The sequence below is a fragment of the Sinorhizobium sp. 7-81 genome, assembly GCF_030124405.1.
In the GTDB taxonomy this organism is placed as follows: Bacteria; Pseudomonadota; Alphaproteobacteria; order Rhizobiales; family Rhizobiaceae; genus Sinorhizobium; species Sinorhizobium psoraleae.
Map to the genome: position 1 here is coordinate 1,291,647 of NZ_JASKLT010000001.1, position 15,548 is coordinate 1,307,194.

15 protein-coding genes and 1 tRNA gene are annotated in these 15,548 nt (G+C 60.9%); 8 read left to right on the plus strand and 8 right to left on the minus strand.

Annotated features, from left to right (window positions below):
- Positions 1-9 precede the first annotated feature (9 nt).
- From QN224_RS06200 to QN224_RS06210, 3 genes are all read left to right on the plus strand, one after another.
- On the plus strand, positions 10-981 hold the full coding sequence (locus tag QN224_RS06200; RefSeq protein ID WP_283975939.1) for a beta-ketoacyl-ACP synthase III: 972 nt from the start codon (positions 10-12) through the stop codon (positions 979-981).
- A 93-nt stretch (positions 982-1,074) separates the two neighbouring features.
- A complete protein-coding gene (locus QN224_RS06205) occupies positions 1,075-1,413 on the plus strand; it encodes an integration host factor subunit alpha (protein ID WP_173510309.1) in 339 nt (112 codons plus the stop codon).
- 135 nt (positions 1,414-1,548) lie between these two features.
- Complete coding sequence (locus QN224_RS06210) at positions 1,549-2,082, plus strand: MerR family transcriptional regulator (RefSeq protein ID WP_283975940.1); 534 nt, start codon at positions 1,549-1,551, stop codon at positions 2,080-2,082.
- 49 nt (positions 2,083-2,131) lie between these two features.
- Here QN224_RS06210 and QN224_RS06215 read toward each other — a convergent pair whose 3' ends face one another.
- Positions 2,132-2,680: a hypothetical protein gene (locus tag QN224_RS06215; RefSeq protein WP_283975941.1), complete on the minus strand. Its 549-nt coding sequence runs from the start codon at positions 2,678-2,680 to the stop codon at positions 2,132-2,134.
- A gap of 86 nt (positions 2,681-2,766) precedes the next feature.
- On the opposite strand from QN224_RS06215, the gene QN224_RS06220 reads away from it, so the two are divergent.
- Both QN224_RS06220 and QN224_RS06225 read left to right on the plus strand, forming a co-directional pair.
- Positions 2,767-2,843, plus strand: a tRNA-Pro gene (locus QN224_RS06220).
- Between the two features lie 397 nt (positions 2,844-3,240).
- Positions 3,241-3,447: a hypothetical protein gene (locus QN224_RS06225; protein ID WP_173510306.1), complete on the plus strand. Its 207-nt coding sequence runs from the start codon at positions 3,241-3,243 to the stop codon at positions 3,445-3,447.
- Between the two features lie 532 nt (positions 3,448-3,979).
- Here QN224_RS06225 and QN224_RS06230 read toward each other — a convergent pair.
- Genes QN224_RS06230 through QN224_RS06245 form a run of 4 tightly spaced genes read right to left on the minus strand, consistent with a single transcriptional unit; the run spans position 3,980 to position 8,593 of the window.
- Entirely contained in the window at positions 3,980-5,224 is a 1,245-nt protein-coding gene (locus tag QN224_RS06230) for an O-antigen ligase family protein (protein ID WP_283975942.1), read from the minus strand.
- Positions 5,221-6,783 carry an undecaprenyl-phosphate glucose phosphotransferase gene (locus tag QN224_RS06235; protein WP_283975943.1) on the minus strand — a complete coding sequence of 521 codons (1,563 nt, stop codon included), beginning with the start codon at positions 6,781-6,783 and terminating at the stop codon, positions 5,221-5,223. Before QN224_RS06235 ends, QN224_RS06230 begins: the two co-directional genes overlap by 4 nt.
- Before the next feature lie 59 nt (positions 6,784-6,842).
- Positions 6,843-8,012: a glycosyltransferase family 4 protein gene (locus QN224_RS06240; protein ID WP_283975944.1), complete on the minus strand. Its 1,170-nt coding sequence runs from the start codon at positions 8,010-8,012 to the stop codon at positions 6,843-6,845.
- 5 nt (positions 8,013-8,017) lie between these two features.
- Positions 8,018-8,593 carry a polysaccharide biosynthesis/export family protein gene (locus tag QN224_RS06245; RefSeq protein ID WP_173510302.1) on the minus strand — a complete coding sequence of 192 codons (576 nt, stop codon included), beginning with the start codon at positions 8,591-8,593 and terminating at the stop codon, positions 8,018-8,020.
- Between the two features lie 197 nt (positions 8,594-8,790).
- Between QN224_RS06245 and QN224_RS06250 the strand changes: the two genes are divergently transcribed.
- The gene (locus QN224_RS06250) at positions 8,791-10,932 is read left to right on the plus strand and encodes an exopolysaccharide transport family protein (RefSeq protein WP_283975945.1); all 2,142 of its coding nucleotides are present in this window, start codon (positions 8,791-8,793) and stop codon (positions 10,930-10,932) included.
- Between the two features lie 46 nt (positions 10,933-10,978).
- Here the strand turns inward: QN224_RS06250 and QN224_RS06255 are convergent, their stop codons facing one another.
- Positions 10,979-12,115, minus strand: coding sequence for a GNAT family N-acetyltransferase (locus QN224_RS06255; RefSeq protein WP_283976106.1), 1,137 nt, complete (start codon positions 12,113-12,115; stop codon positions 10,979-10,981).
- A 432-nt stretch (positions 12,116-12,547) separates the two neighbouring features.
- Between QN224_RS06255 and QN224_RS06260 the strand changes: the two genes are divergently transcribed.
- Entirely contained in the window at positions 12,548-13,198 is a 651-nt protein-coding gene (locus QN224_RS06260; protein ID WP_283975946.1) for a CatB-related O-acetyltransferase, read from the plus strand.
- A 3-nt stretch (positions 13,199-13,201) separates the two neighbouring features.
- On the opposite strand, the gene QN224_RS06265 is transcribed toward QN224_RS06260, so the two are convergent.
- A complete protein-coding gene (locus QN224_RS06265) occupies positions 13,202-13,942 on the minus strand; it encodes a metallophosphoesterase family protein (protein WP_283975947.1) in 741 nt (246 codons plus the stop codon).
- A gap of 15 nt (positions 13,943-13,957) precedes the next feature.
- On the minus strand, positions 13,958-14,170 hold the full coding sequence (locus QN224_RS06270) for a DUF2842 domain-containing protein (RefSeq protein ID WP_173510297.1): 213 nt from the start codon (positions 14,168-14,170) through the stop codon (positions 13,958-13,960).
- Between the two features lie 265 nt (positions 14,171-14,435).
- On the opposite strand from QN224_RS06270, the gene QN224_RS06275 reads away from it, so the two are divergent.
- A complete protein-coding gene (locus QN224_RS06275; protein WP_283975948.1) occupies positions 14,436-15,539 on the plus strand; it encodes a COX15/CtaA family protein in 1,104 nt (367 codons plus the stop codon).
- Positions 15,540-15,548: the final 9 nt, after the last annotated feature.

Below are 15,548 nucleotides of genomic sequence, written 5' to 3' on the forward strand. Positions count from 1 at the left end.
TTTGAGTAAATGATCCGTTCCGTCGTTCGCGGCTTCGGGGCAGCGCTGCCGAAGCGAGTGATGACCAACAAGGAAATGGAAGCGAAGGTCGACACATCCGACGAATGGATCGTGCAGCGGACCGGGATTCACCAGCGTTATATCGCGGGCGAGGGGGAGACGACGGCATCGCTCGGAGAAAGCGCTGCGCGTGCCGCGCTTGCGAGGGCCGATCTGACGCCCGACGATCTGGACCTGATCATCGTCGCGACGTCGACGCCGGACAACACGTTTCCGGCAACGGCGGTGAACATCCAGAATCGCCTTGGCATGCGGCATGGCGCGGCGTTCGACATGCAGGCGGTCTGTTCCGGCTTCGTCTATGCGGTCGCGACGGCGGATGCTTATATCCGCGGCGGCCTCGCCAAGCGTGCGCTGGTAATCGGGGCCGAGACGTTCTCGCGCATCCTCGACTGGTCCGATCGAACGACCTGCGTGCTCTTCGGCGACGGAGCGGGTGCGATCATTCTCGAAGCGCAGGAAGGCTCGGGCACGAATGCCGACCGCGGCGTGCTGACGGCGCAATTGCGCTCCGACGGCATCCACGGCGACAAGCTCTACGTAGACGGCGGCCCATCGACAACGGGCACGGTGGGCCATCTCAGGATGGAAGGGCGCGAGGTGTTCAAGCATGCCGTCGGCATGATTACAGATGTGATCGAGGCGGCATTCGAGGCAACCGGGACGACGGCAGACGACGTCGACTGGCTGGTTCCGCACCAGGCAAATCGCCGTATCATCGACGGCTCGGCAAAGAAGCTGGGTATCCCGCTCGACAAGGTTGTGGTGACCGTCGATGTGCATGGCAATACGTCGGCCGCCTCCATTCCGCTCGCGCTTGATACCGCGGCGGCCGACGGGCGGATCAAAAAAGGCGACCTCGTGATGCTCGAGGCGATGGGCGGTGGCTTCACCTGGGGCTCCGTTCTCATCCGGTGGTAAGAAAATAATGAAGCACCGCAGGCGCTTGACCACAAAAGGCAAGGGCAATAGTCTTCGAGCGCTGATCGGCATGCCAGACATCGGTGGGGGAAGATGAGCGGAAAAACAGTAACACGGGCGGACTTGGCTGAGTCGGTCTTTCGCAAGGTAGGCCTGTCTCGCACAGAGTCTGCCGAACTCGTGGAGACGGTCATTGATGAAATATGCAACGCAATCGTGCGTGGCGAGAGCGTGAAACTGTCTTCCTTTGCAACGTTTCAGGTGCGCGACAAGAACGAGCGCATCGGGCGCAATCCGAAAACCGGAGAGGAAGTTCCGATTTCACCGCGCCGGGTGATGACCTTCAAGGCGTCGAACGTGTTGAAGCAGCGCGTGCTGAAGGCGCATTTGAGCCGCAAGGCCAAGCAGAGACCGGCCTCTCCTGCGTCCTGACCGCTTGCCCAAAACCACAAATGTGGTTGAAAACCTGTCCATAACCCATTGAAATGGGCGCGACTCGTGCGATCATCGAGCGGTGACCCGTCCATTGCGGGCTGACATGCCGCGTGATCTGTAAATGGGGATGATATGGACAAAAGCCCGGACGCCTTCCGCACAATCAGCGAGGTCGCAGACGAGCTCGATCTGCCTCAGCATGTCCTGCGGTTCTGGGAGACGCGGTTCCAGCAGATCAAGCCGATGAAGCGCGGCGGCGGACGGCGGTACTATCGCCCGGAGGACGTCGATCTCCTCAAGGGTATTCGCCATCTCCTTTATGATCATGGCTACACGATCAAGGGCGTGCAAAAGCTGCTCAAGGCCAACGGCAACAAGTTCGTCGCGGCGATCGCAAGCGGCGATCTCGCGACCGTCGAGGCACTTGCCGCTTCCAGCAATGAAGAGCCGCAGCCGCCAAAGGTCGGCGTCGCCGACGAAGACCAGATCGTTGGCCGCGCGAAGGCGCCGGCAGGCCGGCGGTTCTTCGCCTTCGGCGGTGGTGGCGACGACGCCGCGGAGATATCGATCGGCAAGACTTCCGTAAGCAAGGAAGACCGGGCGCTTTTGCAGGAGGCGCTTTACGATCTTCTGGAATGCAAGCGGTTGCTCGATCAGGTGCGGTAATATTTGACCCGGCGAGGCAAGGGTGAGCCTGTGGTCGCCGGCCGCAGGGCTAGTCTATTTTGGTCCGCTTGGAGGCGCCATTAGCTTGCTGGTCGGGAACGGACACGAAGGTGGGGAAATGAATATGTTCGAGGATCGCAAGGCCCTTTTCCCCGCCCGCACTCTTTGCTGCCGGCGCGATTTGCATTGTGGCGGAGAGATCCTCAAGATATTCCAGCGCCTCATGGACCGCCAGTAACGTTGACATCCTGCCGTCGGTCTCGCCTGCCTGCTGCAGGTCGTGCCTTGTATGCTCGACCATCTCCCTAACGAAGCCTGGCGGGTCATCACTCTGGGAAGCGGCCCACTGGAGGAGACGGCGCATCATGAATTCATTTACGCGCAAGGCGGCCACGGTTTGGCCCAGGAGGAGCGTCAGTTTCTGAAGCTTGTCTGCGTCTATTTTCCGGGACATCTGGATATCTTTCCGCCCTTTGGTTTCCTCTTCCGGAGCTTCGCCCAAGGTCGGTGAAATGCCCGGCGGCTCTGCACCGACAGAGGCCGAACGGCCCGGTGCAGGTTTTGTTCCCGGTGTGCTTGGTCGCGCGCTGTGATCCATGTCCAGGCGGTCGTTTCCTTTTTCCTGTCGATACCCAAATTCGGGCTTGCGCTCCAAGCGTCGAGAATATAGGGGTTTCTTCGGTTCGGAGCGTAGCGCAGCCCGGTAGCGCACTTGACTGGGGGTCAAGGGGTCGTGGGTTCGAATCCCGCCGCTCCGACCATTTTCCTCTTTGATTTCAATGCGCTACAAGAGAAGCTTTCGTTAACCATACCGGTTAAATGGGAACGAAACGCGCTCAGATTCACTGTTCGGGAGCGAATAGTCCCGAAAAAGTCCCGAACGATCCCCGTCATTTGTTCTTCATTTGTGCCTTCTTCGAGCGGGAAAGCGATTCGAGGGCTTCCGCGACCTCCTCATCGAGGACGTGAGCATAGCGCGTCGCCGCCGAAGAAATCCCCGAGGCCGATAGGATAAATCCGAAGCATTGTGGCATCGGGCGACGCGTCATGGCGCCGCGTGGGAATTCTGCGCGTCCGGCGGCCAAGTGAACAGTTTTGTGATTTGGACGACGCCACTGCGGCGGATAGACTGCGCCTGCAACAACAAGGAGAAGCCGTATGAAGAGCATCCTCGTATTTGCAGCCGCCTTCGCCTTGTCGGCACCGGTGGCTTCCGCAGAGTGCATCGGGCACTCGAAAACCACTGCTTCTGTAGACGAAGAGATGACCACGGCGAGCGTCACCAAGACTGAACAGTCGACGCCGGCTGAGGAGATCCTCCTGCAGCAAAAACGGCAGCAGGAAGAGCGAGAGGCGGACGAATAGGTCCAACAACGTCGGATGCCGGGCTTGCCCGGTTATTGGGCATGGCATCCAGCATCCGACGCCTCTCATGAAGAACAGCTCTCAACTCCCGTATCGCACAACGTTTTGCGCAGCGATGGCCTGCAGAGAGGTGGTCGCTCACGGTTCGGCGCGCCGCTAACGTCGGTAAAGTTCCTCCGTCCGGTCAAGCATGACGTCGAGGGTGAAGCGCTCGTTGCGCGGCTCGGCCGTTTTGAGGAGCGAAGGGTATTGCGGCGGCGATCATGTTTTCGCAAGCTGCGAAACGTCGTCGCTGTTGGGAATGATGAAACCGTTCTCGCCGTTGTCGATGATGGAGATGATAATCGATCTTCCGGCGGCGGCCTCCCAGCATGACATAGGATATCGCTCCGCAGCGCGGTCAAGCCGATTGCCTTGAGCTCACGGACGAAGCCGTCTTCCGCTCGCACCGGCGAATAGATCGCCGCTTGGCTCCAGCACTTCGAGGAGGCGCAAAGGGCTGTCGTTCCGTACGTTGCTGGTTCGCTCATGTTTATGCGCGCCTTCCGGCGCGGACCTGCCTTTGAAAGCGATATTCGAGCGCGGCGCATCCCCAGACGACGCCGAGCAGCATGTAGAAATGGCGCCAATGGTCTGTATCGATGACGTTGCCGACGCCAACATGGCCTATCAGCGTGATCCACGCAATCATCAGGTATGGCTGCCAAGGCCGATCGAGCAGAAGGAAGCGGAAGCCCAGGGAAAGCGTCCATGCGATCAGCGTCACGTAGGCGACGAAGCCGATCCAGCCGTAGGACGTCAGGCATTTCAGCCAGATATTGTGTTCGTCCTCCGGGAAAATGGTACTGAAGACCAGCGGCCCGATGCCGAGCGGCCTTTCCATCGACATGAGAAAACCGATCCTGTGCCGGTCGAACCTGCCGAGATGTCCGCCATCATACTCCTGGACAAGCTGGGAGCGGCTCGAGAAGAGCGTCGCGACCTGCTCGGACTGCAGGGCGGCCGCCAGTGCGGCGACGATGAACAGGGCGCCGCACAGGGCCAGGACGAGGATGCGCAGGCGGAAGAGGCCGCTCCGCTCCTTCAGCAGCATGACGAAGACAAAGGCAACAACGCAAAAGAGATTGAGCGCCCAGGCCGCCCGCGAGAACGAGAGGAAGACGCCGAGCGCCAGGACGAGAAGTCCGACGATCTTCGGCGGAGCTCGGCGGATCGGTTGGGTAAGCAGGCCGTGGAGGAGATAGAGCGCGGGCGCGGCGAGGAATGGTCCGAAAACGTTCGGATCCTGGAACGCTCCCTTCGCACGGTCATAGAGCGTGAAGTTGGCGCTGCCCGGTATTGCGCCGAAATAGCCGAGAATACCGAGAAGTGCTGTGATTATTGCGGCACCGACCCAGGCATTGAAGATCAGGCGCAACCGCTGATGCCGATCTTCGACGATCGCCGCAAAGAAGACCGCGGAGAGGGCGAGGAAGCCGGAGACGGCCATGTACATCGGCCCGGTGCCGAGGTCCGCCATCACTGTCAGCGACAGGATTCCGCCAACCATGAACACGACAAGGAGCGAGAGCAACGGCGCCACATAGCGGGAAATTTTCAGCCCGAAGAGTGCCCATAGGCCGATGAGGCACGCCATGAAAATCTCGTAGGGCGCCGGCTCCGCGATGACGAAGCCGGACAGAAACACCGCGACCGTCACCAGGCCGGAAGCGACGAACGAAATCGCAGCAAGTTGGGGGCGAAGGACGATCGGCTGGGGTGCGCTCGCGGAGATCAATACGCGTTTTCCGTATTGAACAAACGGAACGGTGTCAGGAAAAGGATCTTCAGATCGAAGAGCAGTGACCAGTTTTCGATGTAGTGGAGATCGAAAGCGGTGCGGAAGCGGATTTTCTCGTCATTGTCGATCTCGCCGCGCCAACCGTTGATTTGTGCCCAGCCGGTCACCCCCGGTTTGACGCGATGGCGCGCGAAATAACCCTCCACGACATCGGAAAAGGTTCGGTCCCGGGTCTGCGCCAGAACGGCGTGTGGGCGCGGGCCGACCAGCGAGAGCTCGCCCTTCAAGACGTTGAAGATCTGCGGCAGCTCATCGATCGAAGACTTGCGCAGGAAGCGGCCGACGGGCGTCACGCGCGGGTCTCCCTTGGAGACGGCGCTGCGTGCGGTCGGGTCGCTCATATGCGTGTACATCGAGCGGAACTTGTAGACTTCGATCGTCTCGTTGTTGAAGCCGTGCCGGGCCTGCTTGAAGATGATCGAACCCGGTGACGTGACCTTGACGGCGACTGCGGCGGCCAGCATCACCGGCCAGAGCAGAAGAAGTGCGACGACGCTGAAAAAGATATCGAAGCAGCGCTTCGCTACTGAATCCCAATCGGCAATCGGCTTGTCGAAGATGTCGAGCATCGGAACCTGTCCGACATGGGAATAGCTGCGCGGTCGGAAGCGCAGGTTGTTGGCGTGCGCCGCCAGCCGGATGTCGACCGGTAGGATCCAGAGCTTCCTCAACAGCTCGAGTATTCGTTTTTCCGCAGTCAGCGGCAGCGATATGATCAGCATGTCTATCCTCGCAAGCCGGGCGAACTCGACGAGTTCGTTGACGGTCCCCAGCTTGGGGTAGCCGGCGATCATGTTCGGTGATCGCCGCTCGTCGCGGTCATCGAAGATGCCGCAGATGCGGATATCATTGTCCGGCTGATGTTCGATCGTGCGGATCAAATCTTTCGCCGGCGGACCACCACCGACAATGACGGCGCGACGTTCCATCGTCCCGTTCCGCGACCAGTGTCGGATCGAATAGGCGATGAACGCCCGTTGAGCGACGAGGAAGAGCGCGCCGCCCATGAACCATCCCGCGATCCAGACGCGGGAATACTGATGGCCGGATTTAAGGAAGAAAAGCGCAAGTGCGATGGCGCCAAAGGCGGCAACCCAGGCGCCAAGAATGCGCGGTGTCATTCGCAGCCAGGCGCGCAGCGCCGGCACCTGATACCCATCGGCGATCTGGATAGCCGCGACGGCGAGTGCCGAGCCGCCGGCAAGAATTGCAAGATAGACCGGAAGTTGTTCGAGATCCGGCTGAACATAGTACGCGTTGATGCCATAGCCGATAGCAAAGAGCACTGAGAAATCGAGCAGCCGAATCAGACCGGTGATCATCGCAGGTGAATAGGTGTCGGCGCGAAACTGGAGCGCGATCTGTCGAGCCAGCGGATTGAGCTCCGTCGCGCCTTTTTCCTCAATCGTCTCTTTGGGGGCAACCGTCCTGATCTCGGAGATCTTCTTGCGAAGCGCTTCCGGATCGAATGTTTCAGGCCTCTCGTAGTGGTTCATGGTCTTTTCCCGGCGCTGGAGTCCCTCCGTCCGGATAGCAGAAAGCCACTAAGAAACGCTTACGTTGTAAGGAGCTGTTCCCCTGCAGGGGTCGCATTGCCCACCAGCTCGCGGTATAGCCGCATTACGCCTTTCGTCATGACCGATGACGCGAAGCGGGACTTGAACGCTTCGGGATCCGGCATCATCCTTTCGGCCCAGTCCTGCTCGACGATCGCGGCGGCCATGATCGTGGCGAGCGACTCCACGCTGGGTTCGGCAAGGGCACCGCTATCGGCGCCGAGGACCTCCGGGATCCCGCCCACCCGCGTTGCGATGAGCGGTTTGCCGGCGGCGAGTGCCTCGAGGACGATGTAAGGCATCGATTCCGCCCGCGACGGGATGACGACCGTGCGTGCGAGTGCGAAGGCTTCCCTCGCCTTCATCGCCGGGAGCATGTTGATGCGGCGCCCCAGTCCCTTGCGCAGTTTCATCTCCGCATATTGCTGCTGTTGCGGCCCGTCGCCGATCATCAATGCGGAGAGGGGGCGGCCGGCGATCCGCTCGGCCGCGGCAAAACTCTCGACAAAAAGATCGGGACCCTTGAGGTCCCGCATCATGCCAATATAGAGGAAATCCACCGCGCCGGGCGTGACCGCGACGGGCTCGAATTCGCGATCGTCGATGCCGTTATAAATCAGTTCGTTGCGGCCGGGCGGCTGGCCGACCTTCGCGAAATAGGTCTGGCGCTCATAATCGCAGACGAAGACGAGCGCGTCGGTGAGGCGCTCCTGCAGCCGTTCGAGCCGGAAAATCGCTCGACCTTTCAACGATCTTGAATCGTAATGGAGGCTGCCGCCATGGGGCGAATAGAGGCGGGCTACGCGATACTTGTTGACCCGCAAGGCTGAACCGATGGTGCGCGCAAGGACGCCGCCCTTGGCGCCGTGCCCGTGCAGCACATCCGGTTGCAAACTTCTGATTTCCTTGTAGCTGCGCCAGAGCGCGACAACATCGGACGGTCCGATGGCGCGATGAATGGGCAGGCGAACGACGCCGAGCGCCAGATAGGGGCGGATCGCATCGAACAGGGCGTCCTCGTAAGCGCCGCCGGTCGTGCTGTCGCACAGAATTCCGACCTCGTGTCCGGCATTCGCGTGGGCTTCGGCAAGATCGCGCACGTGGCGGAATATGCCGCCGACCGGCGACCTGAAGCAATGAAGGATGCGCAGTGGACGTTCGCTGTGCATGGATGTCAGAACAGCCGTTCGCGGACATAGATCGTGTCGCCGGCCAGGACCGGATCGGAAATCGGCACGCGGCCGGTAACGATGCGGCCGTTGATCTTGCGGGTGATGTCGGCGTTCGACTGGTTCGCACGCGGCGAGAAGCCGCCGGCGACTGCGATCGCATTCTGGACCGTCATACCGGGAACGTAGCTATATTGGCCCGCTTGGCCCACTTCACCCATGATGAACACCGAACGATAGCGGTCCACCTCGATGGTGACGTCCGGATCCCGGAGATAGCCTTCGCGCAGCTTTGCGGCGATCATGCCTTCCAGTTCCGGCAGCGTATGGCCGCGCGACGGTACAGCACCGATCAGCGGGAAGGCCACATAGCCCGCCTGGTCGACGGTATAGGTGCCGCTGAGGCCCGCCTGTTCGAACACGTTGATGCGAAGGCGGTCGCCGCTGTCCAGCCTGTAGGGCTGGATGGTGGCCTCGCTGAAAGCTTTGGGAGCCGGCTGGTAGCTGGTGCAACCGCCGACCAGTGCCGACAATATCGCCAACGCGATAGCGCGTGCTGTCTTTTTGCCTGCGGTCGACATGCGGGTCTCGGGCTCCGGAAACGATCACCTCTGGCGACGTTATCGATCCGTTAGGGTTAATAGCCGGTAAACTCGCCCGAGAATTTTGATGGGAGGTTCGGCAAGGCGCACCACCTTATGGTTGCGCCGGAAATTAACCCTTGCGTTACCATGTTCCTTTACTTTCCGGCCGGATGAGGAACCTTCGGAGTTGAGACATGTCGGGCATCGGCGGCGGGCAGCAGGATGTGGATATCGATCTCGGCGGGCTCTTCCGCGCCGTTTGGGAACGGCGTACCCGGCTCTTGCTCGCGACGGTTTGTGTCGCGGGCGCAGCCTTCGTAACCGCGAAGATGATCGCTCCGCAATACCAGAGCGAGACGCGACTGCTGATCGAGTCGCGCGAACCGGAGTTCAGCGGCTCGAACCAGCTGGCGCAGCCGGGATCCGACCGGGTTTTCGATGAATCCGGCATTTCAAGCCAGGTGCAGGTGCTGCGCTCCGCCGATCTGATCAAACAGGTCGCGCGCAACATGAAGCTGCATGAACGCAGGGAGTTCGATCCTTCTGCCGAACCTTCGGCCCTTTCCGATCTTCTGGTAATGCTCGGCGTCAGGAAAAATCCACTCGACTTGCCGCCCGAAGAGCGCGTGCTGAAGGAGTTCGACTCCAAGCTGCAGGTTTATCAGGTTGAGAAGTCGCGCGTGATAGCCATTGCTTTCACTTCGGAGGACCCCAAGCTTGCGGCCGCCATCCCCGATGAGATGGCGAAGGTCTATTTTTCACTGCAGAGCGGCGCCAAACTCGATTCCAATTCGGAGGCGAGCCGTTGGCTGGAACCGGAAATCGCGAACCTTCGCGAGAAGGTGCGCGAGGCCGAGGCGAAAGTTGCAGCCTACCGTTCCTCCTCCGGCCTGTTGCCGACCGGTCAGACGGAAAACTTCGCCACACGCGAGCTCACCGATATTTCGAGCGAGCTCGCCCGGGTGCGCGGAGAGCGGGCAAATGCCGAAGCGCGCGCGAAAGGCGTGCGCACGGCGCTTGCCGACGGCCGCGCGCCGGACACGCTGACCGAGGTCGCCGGCTCGCAGATGATCCAGCGGTTGAAGGAAAGCGAAGCCGCTGTCCGGGCGCAGATTGCGGACCTGTCGACGGCATTGCTCGACGGCCACCCGCGTCTCAAGGGCTTGAAATCCCAGCTGGAAGGCATCAGGCAGCAAATCCGCGCCGAGACCCGCAAGGTCCTCGTCAGCCTGGAGAATGAAGCCAGGGTCGGGCAATTGCGCGAAGAGCAGTTGCTGCAGCGGCTCAACACGCTCAAGGCGCAATCCGCGCAGGCGGGGGAGGAAGAGGTCGGCTTGCGCGCACTGGAGCGCGAAGCGACCGCGCAACGGCAGCTTCTCGAAACTTATCTCGCCCGCTACAGGGAGGCGACCTCGCGTACGGTTGCGAATGCAACGCCGGCGGATGCGCGCGTGATTTCGAATGCGGTCGTTCAGAGCAACCCGGACTTCCCGAAGGTAGTGCCGATCACGGTAGTCGCGGCACTTGCCACCTTCCTCGTCGGTTGCGTCGTCATCATGCTTGGCGAACTGTTCAGCGGACGGGCGCTGAAGCCGGTTTCCGGCGCTGAACCGGAAGATTTCGGACAATTGACACCTATCTTGGCGGAAACCGAGCCGGCGGAGCCGATGCTGGCGCTCGCCGATGTCGCCGACGCGGCGGAACAGGACCTTGAACCAGAGAAGGATACGGAACCAGCGGAAAGCGACTTCTCGATCGAGTTCGTTGCCGCTCACCTCCTCGATCGGAACGTCCGGATCGCCGTTTCCGTTTCGCCCGGCGGCGACGAAGGATCGACGGCGACCGTCATGCTGGCGCGGCTCTTGGCGGAGGAAGGGCAGAAGGTCGTTCTCGTTGACCTTACCGGCTCGGCTTGTCCGACGCGGCTCATGGCGCAGTCGTCCTCGCTGCCCGGTATAACCAACCTGCTTGCCGGCGAAGTCGCATTCACCGAATCGATACATGCGGACCGGTTCTCCGAAGCGCACATCATTCCCCAGGGAAATGCCGACGCGCGGACGGCAATGCGCGGGATCGAACGGTTGCAGATGATTGTCGATGCGCTCACCAATGCCTATGACCTGGTTCTGGTCGAGTGCGGCCCGGCGGACGCCACCGCCGTGTCCAAGGTTGCCCGGCGGGAGGGAACCGAGATCATATTGTCAGCCTCGTCCGTCAGCGATGAACGGATTGTGGAACTCTTGACCGACCTTGGCGAGGCCGGCTTCCGCAACATCGTGCTGATGACCGGACAGCGCGAGAGCGACCCGGACTTTCCCCATCGCCGCGCGGCATGAACAGAGACAATACGTCTTCGGGGGTATCCCCGCGCGGTTCGGATGCTCAGTCCTCGTCCATTGCATCCGCAGGCTTCAGCGTTGATTGACGCCGCTGGCGCAACCGCTGCACGAACGCGTAGGATGCCTTGTTGGCTTTGATCACGCGCTTGGCAAGAATCGCGCCGCGATGGATGTAGGCCGCGAGATATCCGCGGAGCGTCACGGGCAAGACGATGTCCCGCAAGGGTGTCTCAATGGTGCACCACGACCGTTTGTAGGGCTGATCGCCGATTCCAAAATCGAAAAGCCTGACGTCTTCCGAACATAGCCTTTCGATGATCCGGTAAAACAACAATTCTCCCGGACTGCTGTCGGCGGCGATCCCTTCATCAATCGAGCCGAACTGGCAGATGACATGGTCGCCCTTGCGCGAAAGGCCGGCGATCGCAATGATCCGACCCTCGTGCTCGCCCTTGAGGCGAATAGCGTTGAGCTCGAGCAGTCGCCCATTCGGCGCGTGACCAGGTTCAGCGAGCGCATGGAAGAATGCGCGGGTATCGGCATCACGAAACACATCCGGCAGGCCGTGCGCCTCGAAGCGCGCCGCCTTCTGCTGGAAGAAGGTTTCCAGCAGAAGCCGCGCTTCCGATGCCTCCAGGGCAACCACGTAGTCGTAGCCGCCAAGGGCGGCGAGACGCCGCTCCGATATGCGCATCTTCTTGCGCCGCCGCTTTGCATTGAGTTGTGCCAGCGTCCGTTCGATATTCCCCAGCAGCGGCAGTTGGAATGAGGCGTCGGCGTTCTGCAAGGCGGGCAGGCCGGCGAGCGGATGAGCCTTTCCGCGCCACCTCGCTGGCGTCTTGTCGAGTGTGACGATGTCCGCGAACGCTCGCAGTTGGCGTTTGATCCCGACGTTCAGCGCGCGCACCAGTTCCAGAGGTGGCATTGCATCCTCTTCGGCAAACAGGCCGGTATTGAGATTGCTATGCTCGGAGCCGATCAGCCGCGCCGTGCGGAAGAAGCGTCCGCTGTCGATTTCGAGCGGCAGGATAAAGAGCGTTTGCTGGCCGCGCGAGGCGCGGACGAAGAGCATCTGGCCCCTGTGCGTTTTCTGCCACGCGGCGCACCAGTCGAAGCTCTGGTGCAGCGAGTTCTGGCTGTTCCCGTCCAGAACGCGCCACTCCGTCTCGAGCGCGGCCATGTCCGCGTGGAGGGACACGGTGATCGTCCCGGTGTCTCGCGTTTCCGAACAATGGGTCGAGGCGCGATCGCTCGACTGCGGATCGTTCAACGGGGTTAAAGTGAAACAGGCATTCGTCATCTCATCCACCGTTCGGAAGCCGGATCGTGCGTCCATTGAAGCGCAAACGTCGCTACATTCAGCTTAATTTCGAGCGCGGTCGCGGGCCCCTTTCCGGGCGACAGCAGAATGCAGTTAGCAAAGCATGAAGGGCACAGAGCAAAGTCGTATTCCGCAGGCGGTTGGAAACTCTCGGCTGCTGCGCTAACATCACGCCGAACGATGGAGGGATAGATGCGCCACTAAAGAAGGTTCGGACATCAGCGGAGTGCCGTGCGGCCGGACCGCAGCGAATCCACACGCTTTGACGACCTTTCTTTCGAGGAGGATGTCATGCCAGTCACGCCGTTCGCGCCGAACCCCGGCGACAAATTTCCCGTCGCGGAGTTTCCACGCATTGGTTTTCTCAAGAATATCGTGCGTTCATCCCTCATCGAGGTCGGCGATTACAGTTACTACGACGATCCCGACGGGCCTGAGCGCTTTGAAGAAAAGTGTGTTCTTTACCACTACGATTTCATCGGCGACCGCTTGGTGATCGGGCGATATTGCGCCATCGCCACCGGCGTGCAGTTCATCATGAACGGAGCCAATCACGCTCTCGGCGGTTTCTCGACCTTTCCCTTCAGCATCTTTCCCGGCGGTTGGCGGGACGGCTCTGATCCTGCCGCCAATACCAGCGGCTATCGCGGCAACACGGTCGTCGGCAATGACGTCTGGATCGGCATGGATGCGACGATCCTGCCAGGGATCACGGTTGGCAACGGCGCCATCGTCGGTATGAAGTCGGTGGTTTCGAAGGACGTACCGCCCTATGCGGTGGTGGCGGGCAATCCTGCACGCGTCGTCAGAATGCGATTTCCGGCGGACACGATCGCCAGATTGCAGGCGATTGCCTGGTGGGATTGGCCGGTCGACAAGGTGACGCGAAACATTGCCGCAATCATCGGCGCAGACCTCCACGCGCTCGAACACGCGCAATAGAGGTCAATCGAGAAAACCAGTTGCGAGAGCCTTTGCCCATTCGGGGCGATTGCGACGGGCGGCAAGGCGCGACATCGCCATATGGTCATAGCGCACGCAACGGAACGTGACGTTCCAGTCGCCGGCAATGTGCTCCACGATGGCATAGCGCGCATCTGGCGAACCGGTTTCGACCTTGTGGGGAACAGGCTCATCATCGTCGTAGGCGGGGCAGCCGACGCTGCCGGGATTGAGGACGAGGCGACCGTCTGCAAGCCGCACGGCTCGCGGAATGTGCGTATGGCCGCAGAGGATCACAGGATAGCGGATGCCGGCGGCGAAGCTCTCGACCATCTCGCGCCCCGCCATGTGAACCACGCCATCGGCCGTCAGCTTTTCCAGCCAGTAAGTCTCGTCGCTCCGTGGCGTGCCGTGACAAAGAAAGAGCGCATCGCGGTAGACCAGCGTTTCAGGCAGGGAAGCAAGCCACGCAAGGTGATGCGGTTCAAGCTCGTCGTGCGCGGTACGGTCGGAAGGCCCCATGCGCGCGGGATCGAGCGTCAGGAGATAGCGATCGTGGTTGCCGCCGATCGCGGGCATATTGTGTTTCATCAAGATGTCCGCGGTGCGCGCGGCGTTGAGCGGGCCGCTCAGATGATCGCCGAGATTGACGATCTCGCCGATACCCTGTGCTGCGACGTCGGCAAGCACCGCCTCAAGCGCGAGGTCGTTGCCGTGAACATCGGAAATCACCGCGATTCTCATCTTGTGCCTCGGCAATCAGCGGTTCTTGGCGGGCTTTTCCATCCACTTGATGATCAGCATCGCGGGAAGGATCCACAGCAGGCCCGTCAGGAAGAAGTAAAGCAGATGCACCCACCAGGGCGATGCGCCGAGCAGCAGCGAAGCGAAGGTGACCGCCGCCAGCGCATAAACGACGACGAGGATGATGATGAGGATCGTGCCGATCAGTTTTCTGAGGCGTACAGGCATTTCATTTCTTTCGGATGGCTGCGCTTCACTACAGCGCCGCGCGTCTTGTCAGACGCGCAAAGGACGCTGTAGCACTTTGAATTGCTAAATATTTTTGTCCTTAAATCGACTACGACTAAACATGCAGTAGCCGCGACGGCATGCCGCAAAGGCTTCGGCCTTGTTTTGCACGGCGCTCTGGTGCAAATCAACGGCTTTCCGGGGCGGTCGAGCGGGAACCTTGCCGCAGGCATGGCCGCGTCACGGCAAGAAATGAGGAAAAGCCATGGCCCACGCCGAGTTGGCAACTGAACAGACGCTCCTGAAGGAGATCGGCAGGACAGAGCGTAACCGCCGCCAGATTCGCGGCTGGCTCGCGGTCGTTCTCTTCGCCCTGTTTGCCTTGGTGCTCGTCGGCGGTGCGACGCGGCTGACCGAGTCCGGTCTTTCCATCACCGAGTGGAAACCCATTCACGGCGTCATACCGCCGCTTACCGCTGAGGAATGGGAAGAGGAGTTCCGGCTCTACCAGCGCATTCCGCAGTACGAACAGCTCAACAAGGGCATGACGGTCGAGGAGTTCAAGACGATCTTCTGGTGGGAATGGGCACACCGGCTGCTGGCACGCACCATCGGCGTGATCTTCGCCTTGCCGCTGTTCTTCTTCTGGGTAACGGGTCGGATCGAGCGACGCCTGAGGTGGCCTCTTCTAGGCATTCTGGCGCTCGGCGGGTTCCAGGGCTTCATCGGCTGGTGGATGGTCTCCTCGGGCCTCGTCGAACGCACCGAGGTCAGCCAGTACCGGCTTGCCGCGCACCTCGTCATCGCATGCCTGATCTTTGCCGGCTGCATGTGGATCCTGCGCGGTCTTTGTCCGCATTCCGGCGATGCGGCGCCGACGAAGAAATCGCGATCTATGGCGGTCATCCTCGCTGTCATGAGCCTGTTCCAGATCTATCTGGGCGCGCTGGTGGCGGGTCTGGATGCGGGTTTCACCTACAACACCTGGCCGCTAATGGACGGCTCGATCGTGCCGGGAGGGTTGTTCGTGCAGCAGCCGGCCTGGATCAATCTTTTCGAGAACCCCAAGACCGTTCAATTCTTGCATCGTGCGGGCGCCTATCTGCTGCTCGCACTGGCACTGATGCACATGATTGCTTCCTTGCGGGCGGCGCCGGAAACAACGCATGCGCGCCGCTCGGTCGTTCTCTTCGCCTTGGTGACGATCCAGGCGGTGATCGGCATCACCACGCTCGTGCTGCAGGTGCCGATCGGCTGGGGTGTGCTGCATCAGGCGGGTGCACTGGTCGTGCTCGGTTTCGCAATCGCGCATTGGCGAGGTTTCGTCGGAGAATATCCGAAATCGACGGCGATCGAATTCCGCGACTGATCGGGTCCT

Excerpts from the sequence above, each read along its gene's own strand:
- QN224_RS06255 (WP_283976106.1), bottom strand. The coding sequence starts at position 12,115 with ATGGCCGCGCTCGAGACGGAGTGGCGCGTTCTGGACGGGAACAGCCAG.
- QN224_RS06200 (WP_283975939.1), top strand. The coding sequence starts at position 10 with ATGATCCGTTCCGTCGTTCGCGGCTTCGGGGCAGCGCTGCCGAAGCGA.
- QN224_RS06250 (WP_283975945.1), top strand. The coding sequence starts at position 8,791 with ATGTCGGGCATCGGCGGCGGGCAGCAGGATGTGGATATCGATCTCGGC.
- QN224_RS06225 (WP_173510306.1), top strand. The coding sequence starts at position 3,241 with ATGAAGAGCATCCTCGTATTTGCAGCCGCCTTCGCCTTGTCGGCACCG.
- QN224_RS06240 (WP_283975944.1), bottom strand. The coding sequence starts at position 8,012 with ATGCACAGCGAACGTCCACTGCGCATCCTTCATTGCTTCAGGTCGCCG.
- QN224_RS06205 (WP_173510309.1), top strand. The coding sequence starts at position 1,075 with ATGAGCGGAAAAACAGTAACACGGGCGGACTTGGCTGAGTCGGTCTTT.
- QN224_RS06260 (WP_283975946.1), top strand. The coding sequence starts at position 12,548 with ATGCCAGTCACGCCGTTCGCGCCGAACCCCGGCGACAAATTTCCCGTC.
- QN224_RS06270 (WP_173510297.1), bottom strand. The coding sequence starts at position 14,170 with ATGCCTGTACGCCTCAGAAAACTGATCGGCACGATCCTCATCATCATC.
- QN224_RS06210 (WP_283975940.1), top strand. The coding sequence starts at position 1,549 with ATGGACAAAAGCCCGGACGCCTTCCGCACAATCAGCGAGGTCGCAGAC.
- QN224_RS06265 (WP_283975947.1), bottom strand. The coding sequence starts at position 13,942 with ATGAGAATCGCGGTGATTTCCGATGTTCACGGCAACGACCTCGCGCTT.
- QN224_RS06235 (WP_283975943.1), bottom strand. The coding sequence starts at position 6,783 with ATGAACCACTACGAGAGGCCTGAAACATTCGATCCGGAAGCGCTTCGC.
- QN224_RS06275 (WP_283975948.1), top strand. The coding sequence starts at position 14,436 with ATGGCCCACGCCGAGTTGGCAACTGAACAGACGCTCCTGAAGGAGATC.
- QN224_RS06215 (WP_283975941.1), bottom strand. The coding sequence starts at position 2,680 with ATGGATCACAGCGCGCGACCAAGCACACCGGGAACAAAACCTGCACCG.
- QN224_RS06245 (WP_173510302.1), bottom strand. The coding sequence starts at position 8,593 with ATGTCGACCGCAGGCAAAAAGACAGCACGCGCTATCGCGTTGGCGATA.